20 protein-coding genes and 2 tRNA genes are annotated in these 21733 nt (G+C 33.0%); 8 read left to right on the top strand and 14 right to left on the bottom strand.

From position 1 onward, the window contains the following. Window positions 1–122: 122 nt before the first annotated feature. Both ACOYLT_RS04745 and ACOYLT_RS04750 read right to left on the bottom strand, forming a co-directional pair. Window positions 123–443 carry a hypothetical protein gene (locus tag ACOYLT_RS04745; protein WP_422852708.1) on the bottom strand — a complete coding sequence of 107 codons (321 nt, stop codon included), beginning with the start codon at window positions 441–443 and terminating at the stop codon, window positions 123–125. A gap of 73 nt (window positions 444–516) precedes the next feature. Further along, window positions 517–1782 carry an FISUMP domain-containing protein gene (locus ACOYLT_RS04750; protein ID WP_422852709.1) on the bottom strand — a complete coding sequence of 422 codons (1266 nt, stop codon included), beginning with the start codon at window positions 1780–1782 and terminating at the stop codon, window positions 517–519. Between the two features lie 162 nt (window positions 1783–1944). Between ACOYLT_RS04750 and ACOYLT_RS04755 the strand changes: the two genes are divergently transcribed. Further along, a complete protein-coding gene (locus ACOYLT_RS04755) occupies window positions 1945–2295 on the top strand; it encodes a helix-turn-helix domain-containing protein (RefSeq protein WP_422852710.1) in 351 nt (116 codons plus the stop codon). A 315-nt stretch (window positions 2296–2610) separates the two neighbouring features. Here the strand turns inward: ACOYLT_RS04755 and ACOYLT_RS04760 are convergent, their stop codons facing one another. The 3 genes from ACOYLT_RS04760 to ACOYLT_RS04770 form a co-directional block, all read right to left on the bottom strand. Further along, a complete protein-coding gene (locus tag ACOYLT_RS04760; RefSeq protein WP_422852712.1) occupies window positions 2611–2796 on the bottom strand; it encodes a hypothetical protein in 186 nt (61 codons plus the stop codon). Then, the gene (locus tag ACOYLT_RS04765; protein ID WP_422852713.1) at window positions 2793–3032 is read right to left on the bottom strand and encodes a hypothetical protein; all 240 of its coding nucleotides are present in this window, start codon (window positions 3030–3032) and stop codon (window positions 2793–2795) included. Before ACOYLT_RS04765 ends, ACOYLT_RS04760 begins: the two co-directional genes overlap by 4 nt. Before the next feature lie 134 nt (window positions 3033–3166). Next, entirely contained in the window at window positions 3167–4675 is a 1509-nt protein-coding gene (locus ACOYLT_RS04770; RefSeq protein ID WP_422852714.1) for a GH3 auxin-responsive promoter family protein, read from the bottom strand. Between the two features lie 98 nt (window positions 4676–4773). On the opposite strand from ACOYLT_RS04770, the gene ACOYLT_RS04775 reads away from it, so the two are divergent. Beyond that, complete coding sequence (locus ACOYLT_RS04775; RefSeq protein WP_422852715.1) at window positions 4774–5568, top strand: DUF2797 domain-containing protein; 795 nt, start codon at window positions 4774–4776, stop codon at window positions 5566–5568. Window positions 5569–5602: 34 nt separating this feature from the next. Here ACOYLT_RS04775 and ACOYLT_RS04780 read toward each other — a convergent pair whose 3' ends face one another. Then, window positions 5603–8209 carry an AsmA-like C-terminal region-containing protein gene (locus ACOYLT_RS04780; RefSeq protein WP_422852716.1) on the bottom strand — a complete coding sequence of 869 codons (2607 nt, stop codon included), beginning with the start codon at window positions 8207–8209 and terminating at the stop codon, window positions 5603–5605. Window positions 8210–8385: 176 nt separating this feature from the next. On the opposite strand from ACOYLT_RS04780, the gene folK reads away from it, so the two are divergent. Continuing rightward, window positions 8386–9525: a 2-amino-4-hydroxy-6-hydroxymethyldihydropteridine diphosphokinase gene (folK, locus tag ACOYLT_RS04785; protein ID WP_422852717.1), complete on the top strand. Its 1140-nt coding sequence runs from the start codon at window positions 8386–8388 to the stop codon at window positions 9523–9525. Here the strand turns inward: folK and ACOYLT_RS04790 are convergent. Both ACOYLT_RS04790 and ACOYLT_RS04795 read right to left on the bottom strand, forming a co-directional pair. After that, window positions 9519–10049, bottom strand: coding sequence for an RNA methyltransferase (locus ACOYLT_RS04790; RefSeq protein ID WP_422852718.1), 531 nt, complete (start codon window positions 10047–10049; stop codon window positions 9519–9521). The genes folK and ACOYLT_RS04790 overlap by 7 nt on opposite strands. Before the next feature lie 101 nt (window positions 10050–10150). Next, window positions 10151–10615, bottom strand: a complete 465-nt coding sequence (locus tag ACOYLT_RS04795; RefSeq protein WP_422852719.1) for a DUF1573 domain-containing protein — start codon at window positions 10613–10615, stop codon at window positions 10151–10153. Window positions 10616–10770: 155 nt separating this feature from the next. Between ACOYLT_RS04795 and mutS the strand changes: the two genes are divergently transcribed. The 3 genes from mutS (at window position 10771) to ACOYLT_RS04810 (ending at window position 13692) form a co-directional block, all read left to right on the top strand. Continuing rightward, entirely contained in the window at window positions 10771–13377 is a 2607-nt protein-coding gene (gene mutS, locus ACOYLT_RS04800; RefSeq protein WP_422852720.1) for a DNA mismatch repair protein MutS, read from the top strand. 143 nt (window positions 13378–13520) lie between these two features. Continuing rightward, window positions 13521–13593, top strand: a tRNA-Gly gene (locus tag ACOYLT_RS04805). Window positions 13594–13606: 13 nt separating this feature from the next. Beyond that, window positions 13607–13692: transfer RNA gene (locus ACOYLT_RS04810), tRNA-Leu, on the top strand. A 119-nt stretch (window positions 13693–13811) separates the two neighbouring features. Here the strand turns inward: ACOYLT_RS04810 and ACOYLT_RS04815 are convergent. From ACOYLT_RS04815 to ACOYLT_RS04825, 3 genes are all read right to left on the bottom strand, one after another. Next, a complete protein-coding gene (locus tag ACOYLT_RS04815) occupies window positions 13812–14024 on the bottom strand; it encodes a hypothetical protein (RefSeq protein ID WP_422852721.1) in 213 nt (70 codons plus the stop codon). A 162-nt stretch (window positions 14025–14186) separates the two neighbouring features. Further along, window positions 14187–16322 carry a S46 family peptidase gene (locus ACOYLT_RS04820; protein ID WP_422852722.1) on the bottom strand — a complete coding sequence of 712 codons (2136 nt, stop codon included), beginning with the start codon at window positions 16320–16322 and terminating at the stop codon, window positions 14187–14189. A 31-nt stretch (window positions 16323–16353) separates the two neighbouring features. Further along, a complete protein-coding gene (locus ACOYLT_RS04825) occupies window positions 16354–17601 on the bottom strand; it encodes a 3-deoxy-D-manno-octulosonic acid transferase (protein WP_422852723.1) in 1248 nt (415 codons plus the stop codon). A gap of 94 nt (window positions 17602–17695) precedes the next feature. Here ACOYLT_RS04825 and ACOYLT_RS04830 point away from each other — a divergent pair, with 94 nt between their 5' ends. Together ACOYLT_RS04830 and galE are read left to right on the top strand one after the other, a co-directional pair. Then, window positions 17696–18826 (top strand): DegT/DnrJ/EryC1/StrS family aminotransferase, encoded by a 1131-nt coding sequence (locus ACOYLT_RS04830; protein WP_422852724.1) that lies wholly within the window; start codon window positions 17696–17698, stop codon window positions 18824–18826. A 1-nt stretch (window position 18827) separates the two neighbouring features. Continuing rightward, window positions 18828–19841, top strand: coding sequence for a UDP-glucose 4-epimerase GalE (gene galE / locus ACOYLT_RS04835; RefSeq protein WP_422852725.1), 1014 nt, complete (start codon window positions 18828–18830; stop codon window positions 19839–19841). A gap of 6 nt (window positions 19842–19847) precedes the next feature. Here the strand turns inward: galE and ACOYLT_RS04840 are convergent, their stop codons facing one another. The 3 genes from ACOYLT_RS04840 to ACOYLT_RS04850 all read right to left on the bottom strand — a co-directional run. Next, window positions 19848–20108 (bottom strand): hypothetical protein, encoded by a 261-nt coding sequence (locus ACOYLT_RS04840; RefSeq protein ID WP_422852726.1) that lies wholly within the window; start codon window positions 20106–20108, stop codon window positions 19848–19850. A gap of 7 nt (window positions 20109–20115) precedes the next feature. Then, the gene (gene fabD / locus ACOYLT_RS04845) at window positions 20116–20988 is read right to left on the bottom strand and encodes an ACP S-malonyltransferase (protein ID WP_422852727.1); all 873 of its coding nucleotides are present in this window, start codon (window positions 20986–20988) and stop codon (window positions 20116–20118) included. 76 nt (window positions 20989–21064) lie between these two features. Beyond that, the coding region (locus ACOYLT_RS04850; protein ID WP_422852728.1) for a pirin family protein at window positions 21065–21733 on the bottom strand (669 nt) is incomplete at its 5' end.

The raw sequence follows: 21733 nt of genomic DNA on the forward strand, positions 1-21733 counted from the left end.
AATAGTTTATTTTATATTTAGAACCACGCGAAAGGATTCGCGCGGGAGCGGGGAAAGGATTCGCGCGGGAGCGGGGGATTGTTTTTTTGAAAATATTTTACGAAAAAGCTATGTAAAAAACATTATTTTTTATTTTCACAAAACACCAAAGCTTTACACGTTCTATTACTTTCTGGACATTTTCTTAAACCTAAAGAGAATGATTCGTGTTTGATAAGTTGACTTACTACATTATTAACTGATTGACAAGTGTTTGCATAACCAATTACATTTTTATGATTTCTTATCCAAACATCGAGAGATTTTGGTTTTGGATGCACATTTAAAACTACTTGTTTTGAACCTATAATCATATAATCTAGATTGTATTTTATGAAATGCTTTATTAAATCTTCAACTTTAAACTTAGCATTATTAGCATGTGGCAATATTATTTCTTCCATTTAATGTATTTTTAAAATAGTATGTTATTAGTATTTTTTTTAAATTAACCATGATTGTTGTTTAATTGATTTACTAATCTTTAACGCAGCGCACTGAGTTACCATTATTCTTCCTTTCGGTGATCCTGTATGTACCTCCGTTAATATAAATCAACCTGAGGTATCTAGCACCCCAAGACACCTCCGACGAACTCCACCAGATACCGTAATTTCCTATTGTGAGGAAGCAGCCAATGTTGCAAAATGATCCATTTGTGTCTCGATAACCTCCTGGAAGACCCGTAAATCCACTGGAATTGGTAGCGTCTGAGTTAGGACTCGTCCAAAGCGATGTGCCTGTTGATTTCATTTTACCACCTGCAACTCCATCTCCTCCCAAACAAGACGTCAAAGTAGTCCATTCAGCATCTGATGGAATATGATAGCCTGTTGGAGCTAGTCCTCTTGGGTCATTTACAGCATACCAATTGTATAATCTACCAAACGTAGCCTCTGTTGCTGGATCGTTATCATAATAACACCAAGCGCCAGTAGTTAGAGCCGCCCATTCAGTTGGGTCAGTAACTTGCGGTATTATATCCCCATTACGGTATTTACTTACATTTAAATTAGTTTTTGTCCATGTTTGATTACAAATGGCAACAGTTTGATAATTGTTGCCATCAATATCAGTTACAGTTGGCGACGCTTCAGTTGTAAAACTAATTTCATTTCCATAACTTGTTTCAGAACTATTCGTAGCATAGGCTCTTACATAATAAGTAGTATTTGCTACAAGTCCTGAAATAGCACTTGTAAACGTTCCTGTTCCTGCACCATCACTTGTTTTTGTAGACAAATTAATAGTAGGATTAACGCTTGTACTCCAACAAACACCTCTGGCAGTTATGTTAACTCCGCCATCATTTGATATAGTACCCCCTGAACTAGCAGATATACTTGTAATTGCAGAAATAGCTGTTGTTGTTACCGTAGGTAGTGTAGATAAAGTGAGTTCATTAGAATAAGTAGGTGAATTTCCAGCTGAATTATAGGAATAAACTCTGTAAGTATAATTAGTATTGGGTGTTAAATCAGTGTTGCTAAATGCGGTAATATCTGTTGAAGTAGTCCCTACAACAACATAAGTACCTGTTCCCATTTTTCTTTCAATTTTAAAACCAGTTTCGTTTGTGGAGTTGTCCGTCCAAGAAATATTAATTTGAGTTGTAGAAGCTACAACACCAGTTAAATTAGATGGCGGTGCAGGAACTACTGTTGTATTTCCATTGCCATCAGAACTAGTTGAACAAGAATAAACTAAAGATATTCCTAAAATGAGAGTAATTAATTTTTTCATAATTGTTTAATTTTTAAAAGGTTGTTTTTTAATTTGAGGAAAATAATAGTCATAACTATGTAACTTCTTACAAACATACAACTACCAACTAAAAAAAATACCTCTAAAAATTTCTTTATTTGATTAAAAAGTTCTACTTTTGAACTATTAATTCTTACTACTATGATACAACAAGCAGAAACTAAGATCAAACAGATACGTGAATTGAAGAATTTCACGCAAGAGTATGTAGCGCAAAAGCTAGGGTTATCTACCCGTGCTTACAGCAAAATAGAAACAGGTGAAACGCAATTAACCATCAATCGGTTAAACGAGATTAGTACTATTTTAGGAGTTCCGCCTATGGAAGTTTTAGGTTTTGATGACAAACAAGTATTTAACAACTGCAAACAAGATGGTTACATAGGAATTAATCACATTAATCTTCCTGAAAAACTAATCCAGCAATACGAAGAAACCATCCAATCGTTGAAAGAGCAAATACAGTTATTAAAGTTGCTTCAAGGTAAATAAATGAGTTAATCCGTATTGTTTTTTTAATTCCTACGTATAAAAAAATCATTTTATAAGGAACCATTTTTCATAAGATGTACTAGTTTAAATCAAAAGATGTACATCTTTTAGTTTTATCAAAAGGACAAATTCATTTTATTTGCTTGTTCTTATTATTTTTTACACTAGGCGGCCTGTTTTTCAACTGCTCCAAAATAGGCTCTTTGGTTGCAAAGGAATACAATTAATAGAAATTTTCAGATTGATTAAATAATAAAGTTATTATTTCTAGGGTATGATTTTCAATTCTATAAATTAGTGAAATGTGTTTGTTAATTAAGCATTTATGATACCTAGTGATTTTAGATTGTGGAAAATATGGTTGTAGATTGCAATATTTTGTAGTAAAGTTAAAGTGTCCTTTTCAAATTTCTCAACAATTGAGATATTCCATTTCTCAAAAAGTTGTTCAATTATGTAGAGGTAGTATTCTTTAGCTAAATCTGACCAAATAATTTTCATTTGGGATTCTTTAATTCAGCAATCTTTTTTTTTGCTAAAGCCATAACTTCCTCATGCGAATGAATTCTTCCGTTTTCAAGATCCTCAATTCCTTTTTGAATTGATTTTTTATCATTTGCTGAAAGATTTTCATACCAATCTTCATTGTCTGCTATAGAAACAAAATCCATGCTTTTAAGTAATTCTAAAAAAAAAGTATATTTATTGTCTTTGATATTTATGATTAACTGTTTCATATGCAGCTAGTATTTGTTTTTTTATTTTTCATATGTAGTTCGCATACAACTTTATCACTTTTTGAATGGCATTTATGTTATGCTCATTTCATTATATCAAATTTATAAAATTATTTTATATCAAAAGTTGAAACCTACATATTTTTCAACTGCTCCAAATAATCGCGCTGGTTCGACAATCGAGGGATTTTATGTTGACCACCTAGTTTATCGTTGGCGGCTAGCCAATCATAAAATAAATTCTCTCTCGCAATATTCACTTTCAGTTGATTTAATGTCATGTTGTTGTAGCGTTTGGCTTCATAATCAGAATTGACTTCTTGCAAGTATTCGTCTAATGTTTTTTGGAACAAAGCCATATCACCAGGTTGCTTTTTAAACTCAATCATCCATTCGTGTGCGCCTTTTTCTTTGTCTTTCATAAAAATAGGAGCTACAGTATAATCTTTGATTTCACAGTCTAAAGTGGCACAAGTTTTAGCCAAAGCCATATCAGTGTTTTCTACCATCAATTCTTCGCCAAAAACATTAATATGATGTTTCGTTCTGCCCGAAACTCTAATTCTGTAGGGATCTAAAGAAGTAAAACGAACAGTATCGCCAATTAAATAGCGCCACAAACCAGCATTAGTAGTAATAACAACAGCATAATTTTTAAACAATTCTACATCGGCCAATCGAATAACTTTTTGTTCTGGTGTTCCAAAAGTTTCCATAGGGATGAACTCATAGAAAATGCCGTAATCCAACATCAACAGTAAATCATTAGAATAATTCAAATCCTGAATGGCAAAGAAACCTTCGGAGGCATTATAGATTTCATAGTATTTGAAATCAGTTTTAGGCAGTACCTTTTTGTATTGTTCTCTATAAGGTTCAAAGCTAACGCCACCATGAAAATAAACTTCGAGATTGGGCCACAACTCAAAAAGATTCTCTTTGCCAGTTTCGGTCATAATACGATTAAGCAAAACGAGCATCCAGGATGGAACACCAGCAAAACTGGTGACATTTTCGACTTTAGTTTCGTTTATAATAGCTTCGAGTTTGCTTTCCCATTCGCTCATGAGGGATATTTTACTACTGGGTGTGCTGCTAAACTCTGCCCAAATAGGCATATTTTCAATAAGAATAGCCGATAAATCCCCAAAATAGGAATTGTTTTTTTCGTAAATCTGAGAACTGCCACCCAAGCGCAAACTTTTGCCTAGGAACATTTCGGAGTTTTCATTATTGTTCAAATACATGCACAATAAATCCTTACTGCCTTTGTAATGACAATCTTCTAGAGCTTCATTGCTCACAGGGATAAACTTGCTTTTGGCATTGGTAGTGCCGCTCGATTTGGCAAACCATTTTATAGGTGTGTTCCAAAAAACATTTTGAGCTCCTTTTCGGGTAAGTTCAATCATGGGTTCCAAATCTTCATAGGTAGAAACTGGAATTCTTTCCGAAAATGTTTGATAGGATTTAATACTTGCAAAATCATATTTATGACCCATAACCGTTTCTTCTGCGCTACGAATTAAGTTCATCATCAATTCTTCTTGCACTTCATGTGGATATTTCAGAAACAATTCAATTTGATGAATGCGTTGTTTCAAAACCCAAGAAGCGATAGAATTGATTATTGGAAAGGGCATATTGATTTTAGAATTTCGATTTACGATTTAGGATTTGTAACTTTACGCTAAAATAGCAAATAAATCTTAAACCCTTATTCCTAAATCCTAAATAAAAGATGACTTACGAAGGTGTATTGACCAAAATGCAAACGGAATTTTCTAATCCTATTCAATATTATTTGGTATTTGAGAATAGTTTTTTGAGTGTAAACCAGTTGTTAAACAAATCTATAGAAATTACTTTTCAGGGCTATCAATGTTTGAATTGTGGCAAAAAGAAAAAGATTTTCCGTCAAGGTTTTTGCTATGATTGTTTTATGAGTTCGGCTTCTGCAGGTGATTGGATTATGAAACCCGAGTTGAGCACCGCTCATTTAGATATTGAAGATCGAGATTTAGACTATGAAAAACGAGTGCAACTACAACCTCATATCGTATATTTGGCATTATCAAGTGACGTGAAAGTGGGTGTTACTAGAAAAACACAAGTCCCTACACGATGGATAGACCAAGGAGCAGTGCAAGCCATTTCAATAGTGGAAGTGCCTAATCGTTACTTGGCAGGAATTACCGAAGTGGCACTAAAAAATCATTATGCCGATAAAACCAATTGGCAAAAAATGTTGAAAAACGAAGTGCCAACGACGGATTTACTGAAAGAAAAAGCAAGTTTGAAGTATTTGATTCCAAAAGAGGTTCAAGAATATTATGATTTGAACGCCAATGATTTGTATGAATTGCATTTTCCTGTGTTGGAATATCCTAAAAAAGTAACGAGCTTAAATTTGGATAAATCACCAAATTTTACTGGAAAACTAACCGGAATTAAAGGACAATATTTACTTTTTGAAGATGGAACCGTTTTTAATGTCCGAACATTTGAAGGTTATGTTGTTAAAATAAGTTTATAAAAATAAAACCCTTTCAAAAGAAAGGGTTTGTTTTTTATTTAGTTGGTGCTGTTGTTGCAGGTTTTGGTTCTTCTTTTTTCTTTTTTCCAAATAAACCATTTATTAATTCATTTGCCTTTGTTTTTATATCCGTCTTAACATCCGTTTTCGTAGTATCTGATTTTGCTTTTGTAGCATTTGAGATAATAGAATGCAAGGCATCTTTTCCACTAGTAACTAATTTGTCTTTTTGTTGTTTTGCTAAATTGTTTACTAAGGATGTGGTGGCTTGTTTCACATCAGTAGTGATTTTAGGGTTTTGAAAGCTCCCAGTAATTATAGCATTGATAGGTACAGTATCAAGCTTTTTAGCATCAGAAGGCGATAATTTTGTAAGCAAAGCATTGGCTTCGGTTCCTAGATATTTTGCGGGAACTTCTAGTTTCATGGTGTAGTTCATCAATTGCTCAAAACTATGGGTTCCAGCTATTGTGGCTTTGATGTCTTGGTATTTGATGTCAAATGGTTTTACGTTTACTTTTCCCTCTTTAAAAGTTAAGGCAGCTTTCACATCGTTGAGGTTTAATTTTTTCAAATCTACAAATCCTAATTTGTCATCTAAAGCAGTCAGTAAATTGGAATTACTAGCATTTACAGTAGTTGAAAGTATTTCTCCCAACAAATTTCCACTTATACTTTTTAATTCAGGCGTCATTGCTTTGTCTTTTAGATTGCCTGAAAGTTGGATTTTAGAGTTCAGTTTTCCGTTGATTACACCAGCTATAGGAGCAATTTTTTTCATCATGTCCAATTGAGTAAAGGTTTGTGCAATATCAACACCATTTAATCCCAAATCCATATTGAATTTGGCTATTTTTTCTTTGGTAGAAACGTCACCTTTAAAGGCAATTGAACCACCAAAAATGTTGGTTTTACCATTTTCTAAGGTAACTTTTTGGTCTTTGATAATTACTTTCCCCGATACATCTTTCAAAGTTAAATTATCATACAAAACCGTGTTGGCTTTTGCGGTCAAGGTACAATTCAAAAAAGCTGGGATTTTCATGGCTTCTGATGCTTTAGTGTCTTTTTTCGAAGCATCTTCTGTAGTCATAAAATCACTAACCGCAAATTGATTGGAATTTAAATTAAAATCGCCTTTCAATTCTTGATTTTTAAATACAAAACCGTAGAAATTTTCTAACACTCCGTTGATAGCCAAATCACTTTTGCCAGTTGTAGCATTGAATTGTTTTAAAATCACACGATTGGGGTCAAAAGCAATTAAAGCGCTACTGATTTTCATAGTTTTTCCTTTTTCATCGGTATAATTAAAACCCGTTAAGTCAATTGTTCCCGAATTTTTAATTCGGGAATACTCACTTTTTTCAACCGCTTGCATATCAAAAGTGGTGGTCACATTAGCTTTTAAAATTCCTGTTAACGGTTTGTCTAATTTGATAGGATACGCTTTAGTTAAATTACTAAGATTAATAGTTCCTTTGAGTGCTGCATTGACTAGCGCATTTTCGGCCACATTTTTAATGGTTGCTTCGGCATTAAAAACATCTTGGTCAATTTGGAAGGATAATTTTTCCAAGTTCACATAAGTGTCATTCATTACACCAGTTTCGTTGACAATTTTAGTGTCAATGATAATTTTTCGAACTGATTTTGGCAAATTCGGATACTGAAACGAAGCATTATTGGAAGCAATTTCAATATTGAATTTTGGTACAGTGGTGTCGGATAATAATCCTTTGGCAAAACCAACAACCGTAAAATCACCATTGGTTTTCACGTCTTTCAAATTACTTGAATATTGCTCAGGAATTAGTCCTAAGAAGTTCTTGAATGAAGAAGTGGGTGTTTTGAATTTCAAGTCAAATACTTGACCAGTAGTAACCATTTGTATAAAACCATCAAATTCTAAAGGTAGTTCGTTAATCTTCGCTTTATTTTCTTTGAAAGTATATTTGCTTTGGTCTAAATCAATTCCAAGAATGGCATCTAATGAAATAGCAATATTTTTCATGTAGTTCACTTTATCCATATCTAGGGAAACTTTTGCATTAGTTTTAGTGACCAAATCTAATTTTGAAGCAGTAAAATCTCCTTGTCCTTCATGGTTAATACTGTCTAAAACCATCTTGATTTTTGATTTTTCATCTGTAAATTTAAACTTAAGATTCTCTATAGCGTATTCTTTTATTTTGAGTGAAAGCGGTTTGCTTTTCGGTTCAGTTTCTTTTTTGTCTTTTAGAGCAATATCAAAATTTCCAATACCATCTTTATTGAAAATGATATTGATTAAGCCGTTTTTTGAGGATATCCCATCAATATTCATGGGTTCATCATCGCCATTAAATAATTCTTTGATAGACATTTTTAAATTCAGCTCATCAAACGCCACTAAAGTGTCTCCTTCAAAAGGCGCTTTGTTAATTATAGAAAGTTTATCTATGGTTACGCTGGCGTTAGGAAAATTTTTAAACAAACTCAAATCGGCATCTGCGAAAGCTACATTGGCATCTACTTTTTCATTAATGGCAGTTAGGATTTTAGCTTTGATTTGATCTTTGAAAAAATAAGGAATAGTAAATCCGGCGATTACTAAAAACAACAGAATAATTCCAACGATTTTTAAGATTTTCTTTGACATGTTAGTATAATTTAAGTTCTTTCAACGGTAACAAAAATAATGCCTTTTAGCTATAAACGGTTCTCTATTTAAAGAAGTTTTATGATAATATAAAAATGAATTATATAGAAAATGTTATTAACAGTCTGATTGTTTTTTGAGTTATTCTAAAATAGTTTTAGTTAATTTGTGCTTCTATGAATAAGCAGCATCAGGTCATTTTATCATTAGGCAGCAATCAGGGCAACCGTCATGAAAACATTCAGCGTTGTATCAATGAGCTGCATATAGAAATAGGAACTATTATTAGCGTTTCTAAACTTTATGAAACGCCAGCTTGGGGTTTTGAAAGTAACAACTTCTATAATTGTGCAGTGATTATGAACACCCATAAATCAGCATATCAAATTTTAGAAGAAATTTTATGGCTTGAAGAAAAATTAGGAAGAGTTCGTAAGCAAAAAGAAGGATATGAAGCTCGAATTATTGATATTGATTTAATTGCTTATGATGAGGAAACAATAGCTTCAGATAAATTGCAAGTGCCACATCCAGAAATGCAAAATCGTCTCTTTGTATTGGTGCCCATGCAAGATTTGAATTTAGATTGGCGCCATCCAATATTACAAAAATATTTACATGAATTAGTTGCGCTTTCGGAAGATAAAAGCCATTGTAAAGTAATTCATCAATTAGAAACACCAATTGCACAAATAAAGCTGAACCAGTTTAATTATATAGCGATTGAAGGAAATATTGGTGCTGGCAAAACAACTTTAACCAATAAGTTAGCAGAAGATTGTAATGCAAAAACGGTATTAGAACGTTTTGCTGATAATCCTTTTTTGCCAAAGTTTTACCAAGATCAAAGTCGGTATGCTTTTCCACTAGAAATGTCCTTTTTGGCCGACAGGTACCAACAAATTTCTGATGATTTAGCGCAGTTTGATTTGTTTAAAGATTTTATTGTAGCTGATTATCACATTTTCAAATCGTTGATTTTTGCCAAAGTTACTTTAGCTGAAGAGGAATTTCGTTTGTATAAAACCATGTTTGATATCATCTATAAAGAAATGCCAAAACCTGATTTGTATATCTATTTATATCAAAATATTGAACGCCTTTTATACAATATTAAAACCAGAGGAAGAAGTTACGAACAAGAAATTCCCGCAGAATATTTAGAAAAAATAAATAACGGTTATTTAGATTATATCAAAACTCAAAAGGATTTAAACGTTTTAATTATTGATGTAACCAATAGAGATTTCCAAAATAATCAAAAGGATTATATTTTTGTTTTAAATGAGATTGAGAAAAAAATAACCAATCAATAGTTCATTTTTTTAAATAAATCCCAAATAACAATTCCAGCACTGACAGAAATATTTAGGGAATGTTTGGTTCCTAGTTGAGGGATTTCAATGGAGCCATCACAAAGTTCAATAGCTTTATGAGAAACACCATAGACTTCATTGCCAAAAACTAAAGCGTATTTTTTGTTTTTTTCAACTTGAAAATTTTGAAGAAAAATGGCATTCTCAACCTGCTCAATAGCAAAAACAGTCACGCTTTCTTTTTTTAATAAAGCAATAACATCTGTTACTTCTTTTTGGTATTCCCAAGTTACCGTTTCAGTGGCGCCAAGTGCAGTTTTATGAATTTCTTTGTTGGGCGGTAGGGCAGTGATGCCACATAAATATATTTTTTCTATCAAAAAAGCATCGGCAGTTCTAAAGACAGAGCCAATATTATGCAAACTTCTAATGTCATCAAGGATGATTATAATGGGAGTTTTTTCGGCTTCTTTAAAATCAGTAACCGATTTCCTTTCTAGTTCTTTATTTTCCAGTTTGCGCATTTTTTTATTTTAATAATTCGACTTGTTAATCGATTGGCAAAGATATTCAAAAAAAAATCTCGATTTAATCGAGACTTTTTTGAATTTATAATTAAATATAATTAGCTTTTTGTCGGTTCTGCAGCTGGAGCATCTGGCAAAACAGTTCCTTTGATAGTAAGAACTTTTGTTTCATTCCCTGTTGCGTTAGATTTTACTGTAACAGTTTTTGTAAAAGGCCCAACTCTATCCGTTGCATAGTGTACACCAATTTTTCCTTTTGCACCTGGAGCAATTGCCCCTTCTGGTTTAGTAGGAACAGTACAACCACATGAACCTTGAGTGCTTTCGATAGTTAAAGCTTTGTTTCCGTTATTCACAAATACGAACTCTCTGTCTCCGTTTGCATTATGAGCAATTGTACCGTAATCAATAGTTTCATTTTCGAAAACAATTCCAGCACCATCAACTTTTGTAGTTTCAGCTTTTACAGGAGTTTCTTTTTTAACTGGTGCTTTTTTACCTTGTGCGTTTGATGCTGTAATACCAAAAATCGTGATAGCAGCAAATAAGATTATTTTTTTCATTTTTATAAATTTTTATTGTTTCTAAGGCAAATCTATTTAAAAAATAAAACTATACTGTAATTTTTTATCTTAATTTTAAATTAATTTTTGTTGAGAGGCGTATTCAAGGTAAAATATTTTAAATTCGCTTTCTCATCAGTATAAATAGAAAACCATTGTCAGCCAAAGAAAATCAGGTTAAGGAAACGCCTTTAATGAAACAATACAACGAGATAAAAAGAAAATATCCCGATGCTTGTTTGTTGTTTAGAGTTGGCGATTTTTATGAAACTTTTGGTGAAGATGCTGTAAGAGCTTCTAAAATTCTCGGAATTGTTTTGACAAAACGAGGTGCAGGTTCAGAAACGGAAACGGCTTTGGCAGGTTTTCCTCATCATTCTTTAAATACCTATTTGCCAAAACTGGTAAAAGCTGGACTTCGAGTAGCTATTTGTGATCAGCTCGAAGATCCAAAAATGACCAAGACAATTGTGAAACGAGGCGTGACCGAATTGGTAACTCCAGGAGTATCTATGAATGATGAAGTTTTACATTCTAAATCTAATAATTTTTTAGCCTCAATTTATTTTGGCAAGAAACATTTAGGAATTGCATTTTTGGATGTTTCAACGGGAGAATTTTTAACAGCACAAGGCAATGAAGAATATATTGATAAATTATTGCAGAATTTTAGTCCCAGTGAAATTTTAATTCAAAAGAACAATAAATCCCAGTTCAAAGGTGCTTTTGGAGATAATTTCAATACCTTCTTTTTGGAAGATTGGGTTTATAAAGAAGATTATGCACAAGAAATACTGATGAATCATTTTCAAACCAATTCTTTAAAAGGATTTGGAATTGAAGATTTACAAGAAGGAATTATAGCTTCAGGCGCTATTTTATATTATTTATCGGAAACGCAACATAACAAAGTGCAACACATAAGTAATATTCAACGTATTGCTGAAGATGCTTATGTTTGGATGGATAGATTTACTATTCGAAACCTAGAATTATACCACAGTCATTCTCAAAATGCGGTCACCCTTCTTGACGTAATTGATAGAACGCTTTCGCCCATGGGGTCTAGGTTATTGAAACGTTGGTTGGCTCTGCCTTTAAAAGACATTCATAAAATTAGAAATCGACATGAAGTAGTTTCTTATTTAAAGGATAATCAAGAAATTCTTCAAAAAATTCAATATCAAATCAAGCAAATTTCTGATTTGGAACGTTTGATTTCTAAAGTGGCAACTGGAAAAATTTCTCCGAGAGAAGTTATTTATCTTAAGGAATCATTAGATGCTATTATTCCAATAAAATCTTTAGCTCTTGATAGTAAACAAGAAGCTGTTAGAATTATTGGAGATAGTCTTCACGCTTGTGATTTACTTCGTGAAAAAATTAAAACAACACTTAATCAAGAGGCACCAGTTACAATTGCAAAAGGAAATGCTATCGCTTTTGGAGTTCATCCAGAATTAGATGAATTGAGAAATATCGCTTTTTCAGGGAAAGAATTTTTAGAAGGAATTGAGGCAAGAGAGTCCGAAAGAACAGGAATATCATCGCTTAAAATTTCTTTCAATAATGTATTTGGTTATTATATTGAAGTTAGAAATACGCATAAAGATAAAGTGCCACAGGAATGGATAAGAAAGCAAACTCTTGTAAATGCTGAAAGATATATTACAGAAGAACTAAAAGAATATGAAACCAAAATTCTTGGTGCTGAAGAGAAAATTCACCAAATCGAAAGTCAATTATTTGAGCAATTAGTAAGTTGGATTTCTACTTATATCAAACAAGTTCAGTTGAATGCTACTTTAATTGCCCAGTTAGATTGTTTGACTTCTTTTGCACAATTAGCGATTGAGAATAATTATGTATGTCCAATTCTTGATGATACTTTTGAACTTGAAATTACAAACGGTCGTCATCCAGTTATTGAAAAGCAATTGCCTGTTGGTGTTCCTTATATTGCCAATGATGTTTTTCTTGATAGAGAAAGTCAGCAATTAATTATGATTACAGGGCCCAATATGTCAGGTAAATCGGCTATCTTGAGACAAACAGCACTAATCGTATTATTGGCTCAAATGGGAAGTTTTGTTCCGGCAGAGAAAGTTAGATTGGGAGTTATTGATAAGATTTTTACAAGAGTAGGCGCAAGTGATAATATATCTATGGGAGAATCTACTTTTATGGTAGAAATGAATGAAACAGCATCTATTCTAAATAATATCTCGGAGAGCAGTTTAGTGTTGCTGGATGAAATAGGGCGTGGAACAAGTACTTATGATGGCATTTCTATAGCATGGGCAATTGCAGAGTTTTTACATGAAAATCCAGCCCGACCAAAAACATTATTTGCTACACACTATCATGAATTGAATGAAATGTCAGAACTATTACCAAGGATTCAAAACTATAATGTTTCAGTAAAAGAGCTGAAAGATACGGTTCTTTTTATTAGAAAGTTAGTAAAAGGAGGGAGTGCCCATAGTTTTGGTATTCATGTGGCAAAAATGGCCGGAATGCCACAAATGGTCATACAAAAAGCACAAAAACTATTAAAAAAACTAGAAAAAAATCATTCAGGTGATGCCCTTACTACTATTAAATCTTCAAAAGACGATATGCAGCTCAATATTTTTAGCTTAGATGATCCGTTATTAGAGGAAATAAGAGAGGACATTCTTGGTTTAGACATAAATACTTTAACTCCAGTTGAAGCATTGATGAAACTTAATGAGCTTAAAAGAATGTTATTGAAAAAATAATTTTCAAAGGTTTAATTTGCAAATCAAGAGGTTATAATTTGAAATAGTTTTTTTAGACAAAAGGTTTGTATTATTCAATTTTAGTGTTACATTTGCATCCGCAATACGGAAGAAGTATTGCAGTTCTAGTAAATATTGTGAATGCGAAAATAGCTCAGTTGGTAGAGCGCGACCTTGCCAAGGTCGAGGTCGCGGGTTCGAGCCCCGTTTTTCGCTCTACTACTATAATGCTCGAGTGGTGAAATTGGTAGACACGCTGGACTTAAAATCCAGTGAACAGCAATGTTCGTGCGGGTTCAAGTCCCGCCTTGAGTACAAAAGCCTCTAACTAAAAGTTAGAGGCTTTTTTTATTTATAAATACAATGTTTTTATAAAAAAGAAAGCCACGCATATGCGTGGCTTTAAATTTTTTAAAATAATTAGTGTTTACTAATTATTTTTTAGCTGGAGCAGCTTCAGCTGGAGCAGCTTCAACAGCAGCAGCAGTATCAACAGCAACAGCAGCAGTATCAACAGCAACAGCAGCAGTATCAACAGCCTCAACAGCAGTTGTGTCAGCAGCAGCAGCGTCAGTAGCCTCAGCTTGTTTACAAGATACTACAGTTAATGCAGCAATAACAGCTAAACTTAAAAATACTTTTTTCATCTTACTTAATTATAAAAGGTTAATTATTAATTCGAAGCAAATATATAAATTTTTTAATAGGTTAAAATTATTTTTTTAATTTTTTTTAAGAAACCTATATTTTTCTTCGCCGTTTAATTTACAAGAATCGTGCCAAAAATTAAAATTAGCACAATAATTATTTTAATTTGATGGAATTATTTTCAACTCTTTAATCAGGTTTTCAGCATTAGCATACTTATCTACAATAAATAATACATATCTAATATCTACCATAATATTTCTACAAATTTCAGGGGAATAAAAAATATCACTCATAGTTCCTTCCCATACTCTATCAAAATTTAATCCTATCAAGTTTCCTTCTGCATCTAGTGCAGGACTTCCTGAATTACCTCCAGTGGTATGATTTGTAGCAATAAATGCAACAGGCATTTTACCTTTTACACCATAAACTCCATAATCTTTTGTATTATACAAATCAATTAATTTCTTTGGAACATTAAATTCATAATCGTCTGGGACGTATTTTTCCATCACACCATCAAGATAGGTAAAAGGTTCGCAAGTAATGCCATCATTGGGTTTATACCCTTTTACTTTTCCATAGGTAACACGAAGTGTACTATTGGCATCAGGGAAAATTCTATTGTTAGGAAACAATTCTAAAATAGCTTTCATGTAGGTTCTTTGTGTAGCACTATTTTTTAAATTAAGTTCATCATATTTTGGCAATACATTTTTTGTATGAGCATCTGCCATGGCTTTTAAAACTTGATATCCTTTATCGGCATTAATTTTTTCTATAACCGATTTAGTATCGCCCTCTACTAAATTTCTAAAATCTTCTAGTTTTGTTAATTTAGTAGTAGCATAAATAGTATTAGTTAATTCAGAAACATTTAGATTTTTTAATTCAGTTGGCAAAAATTGGCTTGGTAAGGATTTAGCGTAAATTGCAATTAGTTGTTCAAAAACATTTTTATCTACAGCTACATTATAATCTTTATAAAATTCAAAAATGCCTATGGATAAATTGTTTTTTCTGTCTGTAAAAGCTTGCTCGCCTTTAGTTTTTAATACTTGTTCTAGTTGATAAAGTCGATATCCGTTTTGCAATAATTCTGAATTTCGTAAAGCAACTTCGGTAAATAAATCTCTAGCTAAAGCATAGTCTTTTATTTCGCTATAATTTTTTTCAAAATCCTTTAATAAATTGCCATATTCTGCTTCTTTACCTGCAGTTCTAACTTTTTCTTGAAATGCTGCCTCAAATTGTTGTTTGATAGCAATAGCATTTGATTTTTTTAATCCTTTAGTTTCACCGATCCATTTTTTCCAGTAATTGGCTATACCAGCATATTTAGAGGCATATTGAATTTTAATCGCATTGTCTTTTCGCATAAATCCGTCCTGAACTTTTAAAGCAGCATCGCGCACTTCAATTTTAGCTGGATTTAAGGTGTTCATGATTTGTTCAACGGCAAAAGAGGGTAAATATTCTTGCGTTCTTCCAGGATATCCCATAACCATAGTAAAATCATTTTCTTTTATTCCTTTAATTGAAATTGGGAAAAAATATTTTGGTTTATAGGGAATATTGTCAACTGAATAGTCGGCTGGTCGATTGTTTTTATCGGCATAAATTCTAAACAATGAAAAATCTCCAGTATGGCGTGGCCAAACCCAATTATCTGTATCAGAGCCAAATTTGCCAATACTACTAGGTGGCGCTCCAACTAAACGGATGTCTCTATATGTTTCAGTCACAAAAAGTAGATACTGATTGCCATCAAAAAAAGTTTTAATACTGTTTTCTTGCCAACTTTCTTTGGGTAACGATTGGGTTAAATATGAAATGTTTTGTTGGATTTTCTTTTGTTTGTCTTGCTCACTAGATAAAGAAGTTACACCTTCCATTACTTTGGTAGTTATATCTTCTATTCGAACCACAAAAGTCACCACCATATCTTTATTTTGAAGTTCTTCCGCCATTTTATAAGCCCAAAATCCATCAGTTAAATAATCATGTGCAACACTTGAGTGATTTTGTATAGCATCAAAACCACAATGGTGATTGGTTAAAATTAATCCTTTGTCCGAAATGACTTCGGCAGTACAACCACCATCAAATTGGGGAACAGCATCCTTGAGACTAGAATGATTTATCGAATAAATGTCTTCGGCACTGATTTTCATGCCTAATTTTTTCATTTCACTTTCATTCATTCCTTTTAATAAAGAGGGAATCCACATGCCGCCTTGTTGGGCATTGACTTGAATAAAAATGAAAAGTAGCAGTAGTTTTAGAAATTTCATGATTTTAATTTTAATAAAGAGGTTTTTTTTATTAATTGTTACTGATATATCTCAAAATAATATCTGTAGCGCCTTTATTCATCTGCACAAAAGTTTCGCAAATATGTCCTTTTTCATGACGAATATCTTCGTTTGAGATTAGATTATTTAGAGCATTATCTAATTCGTTCTGATTGGAAATAGAAATACAACCTTCCAAATTTATCAAAGCTGTTGCTTCAGCAAAATGAGAATAATTTTGTCCAACCACAATTGGAATGCCAAATGTGGCTGGTTCCAAAATATTATGTACGCCTGGATTTCCAAAACCGCCGCCAACATAGGCAATATCAGCATAACTATATATTTTGGTCAGTATGCCAATAGTGTCAACAATTAGAACATCGTAATTGGATAAATCTGTATTTTCTTTTTCTGAAAATAAAATAGTTTTTTTAGTAATAGAATTTTTCAATTCCTGAATTTGATCTGTTTTAATAGTGTGTGGTGCAATAATAAATTTTACATCAGCATTATGATTATTGATAAAATTAACCAATAAACTTTCATCTTTTGGCCACGAACTTCCAATTACAATAGTGGTTTTATTATTTTCGAATTGATCGATAAAATCTAAAGAATTATCTCTTTCCAAAATCGAAACAACTCTATCAAACCTAGTATCACCTGATATTTTTACATTTTGATAACCCAATTCTTGTAATAAAATTTTAGAGCTTTCATTTTGCACAAAAAAGTAATCAAAAGTTTTCAGTGCCTTTCTATAAAATCCACCATACCACTTAAAGAAAGCTTGATTTTTTCTAAAAATACCAGAAATTAAATAGATGCTTGTCCCAATGCTTTGGGATCTTTTTTTTAATTCATTCAAATAATTGGGCCAAAATTCATACTTGATAAAGAAAACCATTTCAGGATGAACGAGCTTTATAAATTGCTTTGCATTTGATTTGGTGTCCAATGGCAAATAAACTGTCACATCAGCAACAGTATTATTTTTTAGAACTTCATAACCCGAAGGCGAAAAAAAAGTAAGAATGATTTTATGATTGGGAAACTGCAATTTGATTTTTTCCATGACAGGTAAGCCTTGTTCAAATTCGCCCAATGAAGCTGCATGAAACCAAATGGTTTGGTCTATGGGATTTATTACGCTTGCCAATGTTTTGAAAACATCTTTTCGCCCCTCAACAAATAACTTTATTTTGGGACTGAAAAGCGCCAAAATTTTCACGATTTGTGAAGCTAATAAGAGTATTGCATTATATAAAAAAAACATCTTCAAAATTTTGTTGGGCTAAAATACGTTTCTTTTACGGAATAGGATATTCTACTCTAGAATTTCTTACTTTTGTGGCTTATAATTTTAGAGCATGAAAAAAATTCAAATGGTTGACTTAAAAAGTCAATATGATAAAATAGCAGCTACCGTAAACGCTTCTATTCAAGAAGTTTTAGACACAACAACATACATTAACGGTCCAGAAGTTCACAAATTTCAAAAAAATCTTGAGGAATATTTAGATGTAAAACATGTAATTCCTTGTGCCAATGGAACGGATGCCTTGCAAATTGCCATGATGGGATTGGATTTAAAACCTGGTGATGAGGTCATTACTGCCGATTTTACTTTTGCTGCAACTGTTGAAGTGATTGCTTTATTACAATTAACGCCGGTTTTGGTTGATGTGGATTTAGTAAATATGAATATTTCTATTGATGCAATTAAAAAAGCCATTACACCAAAAACCAAAGCAATTGTCCCTGTGCATTTGTTCGGAAGAGCTGCCAACATGGAAGCGATAATGAGAATTGCAAACGAACATAATTTATATGTAATAGAAGATAATGCTCAAGCCATTGGAGCAAATTGTAAATTTTCTGATGGTACAAAAAAGAAAGCTGGAACAATAGGACACGTAGCTTCAACTTCGTTTTTCCCAAGTAAAAATTTAGGTTGTTATGGCGATGGTGGCGCTATTTTTACTAACGACGATGAGTTGGCTCATAAGATAAGAGGAATTGTAAACCACGGAATGTATGTTCGTTACCATCATGATGTTGTTGGGGTAAATTCACGTTTGGATAGTGTTCAAGCAGCCGTTTTGAATGCCAAATTACCTTTCTTGGATGCCTATGGGAAAGCACGTCAAGATGCAGCGCGTAAATATTCAGCTGCTTTTGAAGGACACAAAAATATTATCGCTCCAAGTATTTGTGCTATTTGTGATTGTCATGTTTTCCACCAATATACGTTAAGAATTATAGATGCCGATAGAAATGGGTTGATGGAACATTTATTGGCAAAGGGAATTCCATGTGCTATTTATTATCCCATTCCATTGCATGCACAAAAAGCATATACCGATACACGATATAAAGAAGAAGATTTTACTGTAACCAATCAATTGATTAAAGAAGTGATTTCTTTACCAATGCACACCGAATTAGATGACGAGCAAATTAAGTTTATTACGGATAGCGTTATAGAATTTTTGAGTTAAGATGAAAATTGTAGTTACAGGAGGGCTAGGATTTATTGGTTCACATACTGTTGTAGAATTACAAAACGAAGGGTTTGATGTAGTGGCAATTGATAATCTGTCCAATTCATCGGAGGATGTTTTAGAGGGAATTTATAACATCACTGGAAAAAAACCCATCTTTGAAAAATTGGATTTGCGTGATAAAGCTTCGGTTCAAAATTTCTTTAAAAAATATAATGACACTGTTGGAGTAATTCATTTTGCAGCTTCAAAAGCTGTGGGAGAAAGTGTTGAAAATCCTTTATTGTATTATGAAAATAATATAAATTCATTGGTCTATCTACTTCAAGAATTAAAGGAATTGCCCAAAGCCAATTTTATTTTCAGTTCTTCTTGTACGGTTTATGGTCAAGCCGTAGCTATGCCAATTACTGAAAATGCTTCAGTGCAGCCTGCCATGTCGCCTTATGGAAATACTAAACAAATTGGCGAAGAAATTATACAAGATGTGGCAAAAGTAACCAATCTAAATTCCATCTTATTACGCTATTTTAACCCTATTGGTGCACATCCAAGTGCTGAAATTGGAGAATTACCTCTTGGAATTCCACAAAATCTTGTACCATTTATTACACAAACCGCCATTGGATTACGTGAAAAATTATCAGTTTATGGCGATGATTATCCAACACCTGATGGCACTTGCGTTCGTGATTATATTCATGTAGTCGATTTGGCCAAAGCCCACGTTATTGCCTTGCAACGATTATTGAATAGACATAATTTAGAAAAAGTAGAAACTTTCAACTTAGGAACTGGTACAGGAAGTTCAGTGATGGAAGTTATTACTGCTTTCGAAAAAGTATCGGGTAAAAAATTGGCTTATAAAATTGTTGGTAGAAGAGAAGGCGATGTTGTTTCTGCCTATGCTAATACAGATAAAGCAAATACTGTGCTTGGCTGGAAAGCCCATTCTGCCTTGGAAGAAAGTTTAGCTACCGCCTGGAAATGGGAACAAAAGTTAAGAGGGTAAGTTAAATTATTTGTTAACAGACTCTTTTAATTTTTTTGCAGCTTCTTCTATTTTGTCAGCGCTTTTTACTTTTACGCTATCAATTTTGGCATTGGCTTTATCTTTCAAAGTATCTAATTTTGCTTCAGCTTTTGCTTTAACTGAATCTACAGTTGCTTTTACTTCTTCTGTAACGGCATCTTTTGCCTCTTCAAGTTTTTCTTTGGTTTTGTCTTGACAAGCTATCAAAATTGATAACACAGAAATGGTTAAAAATAGTTTTTTCATAGGTAATTTAAGTTGAAATTGTTGCTACTTCTTTATCAATTTTATTGACTAATCCAACTAATACTTTTCCGGGGCCAACTTCTGTAAAGCTGGTAGCTCCGTCTTTTATCATTTGTAGTACTGATTGTGTCCATTTTACTGGAGCAGTCAATTGGATGATTAAGTTTTTCTTTATTTCGTCTGCAGATGAGACGGCAGTTGCTGTCACATTTTGATATACTGGACAAGTTGGAGTTGAGAATAGTGTTGCTTCAATGGCTGCGGCTAATTCTTCTCTAGCTGGTTCCATCATTGGCGAGTGAAATGCACCACCAACAGGAAGGATTAAAGCGCGTTTTGCACCTGCTAATTTCATGGCTTCACAAGCTTTCTCCACCGCTGAGAATTCTCCTGAAATCACTAATTGACCTGGACAATTATAATTGGCAGCTACCACAACTCCATCAATAGAAGCGCAAACATCTTCTACAATTTTATCATCTAAACCTAAAACTGCCGCCATAGTTGACGGAGTAATTTCACATGCTTTTTGCATAGCCAAAGCTCTTTGTGCTACTAATTTTAATCCGTCTTCAAAAGATAAAGTTCCATTGGCAACCAAAGCAGAAAATTCACCAAGTGAATGTCCGGCAACCATATCTGGTTTAAAATTATCTAAGGTTTTAGCCAAAATAACGGAATGTAAAAAAACGGCTGGTTGGGTAACTTTAGTTTCTTTCAATTCTTCTACCGTACCTTCAAACATACTATCAGTAATACGGAAACCCAATAGCTCGTTAGCTTTCTCAAATAGTGATTTTGCCAAAGCTGAATTATCATATAAATCTTTACCCATTCCGGTAAATTGTGCTCCTTGCCCAGGGAAAATGTATGCTTTCATTAATGCTAAATTTATTTCAGCATCTCATGTATGCTGAATAGTTATATTATTTACAAAAATAAGGTTTTTAAAATTATTACCCCATTGGAACTTCCATTAAAAGGATTTCAGTATCCGAAGTTGCTTCAAAAGTTACTTTATCAAAATCGGTGATGCCCAAACCGTCTCTTTGTTCTAATTCTTGATTGTCCACTTTTATGTTTCCTTTTATTACAAAAATGTACAATCCGTTATTTTCTTTTTTTCGATGGTAATCAATAGAAATGCCTTTATCTAAATTACCCATGTGAAACCAAGCATCTTGATGTATCCAGACTCCAGCGTCATCAGCTTTAGGTGAAAGAATTTGTTGTAATTTGTTATGTCTATCTGAAGTGTCCAAACTAATTTGTTGGTATCGAGGCGCTACATTTTTATATTTTGGGAATACCCAAATTTGCAACAAATTAGTTCTTTTATCCTGATTTGGATTGAACTCTGAATGTTGAATTCCTGTTCCAGCACTCATCACCTGAACATCTCCAAATTTTATCACCTCTGTATTGCCCATACTGTCTTTGTGAGCCAAATCACCTTCGAGAGGAATAGTGATAATTTCCATATTGTCATGAGGATGTGTCCCGAACCCCATTACTGGTGCAACAATGTCGTCGTTTAAAACTCTAAGAACGCCAAACTGAACTCGGTCTGGATTATAATAGCTTGCGAAACTGAAAGTATGATGAGCATTCAACCAACCGTGATC

Source organism: Flavobacterium sp., assembly GCF_049318185.1.
GTDB lineage: Bacteria > Bacteroidota > Bacteroidia > Flavobacteriales > Flavobacteriaceae > Flavobacterium.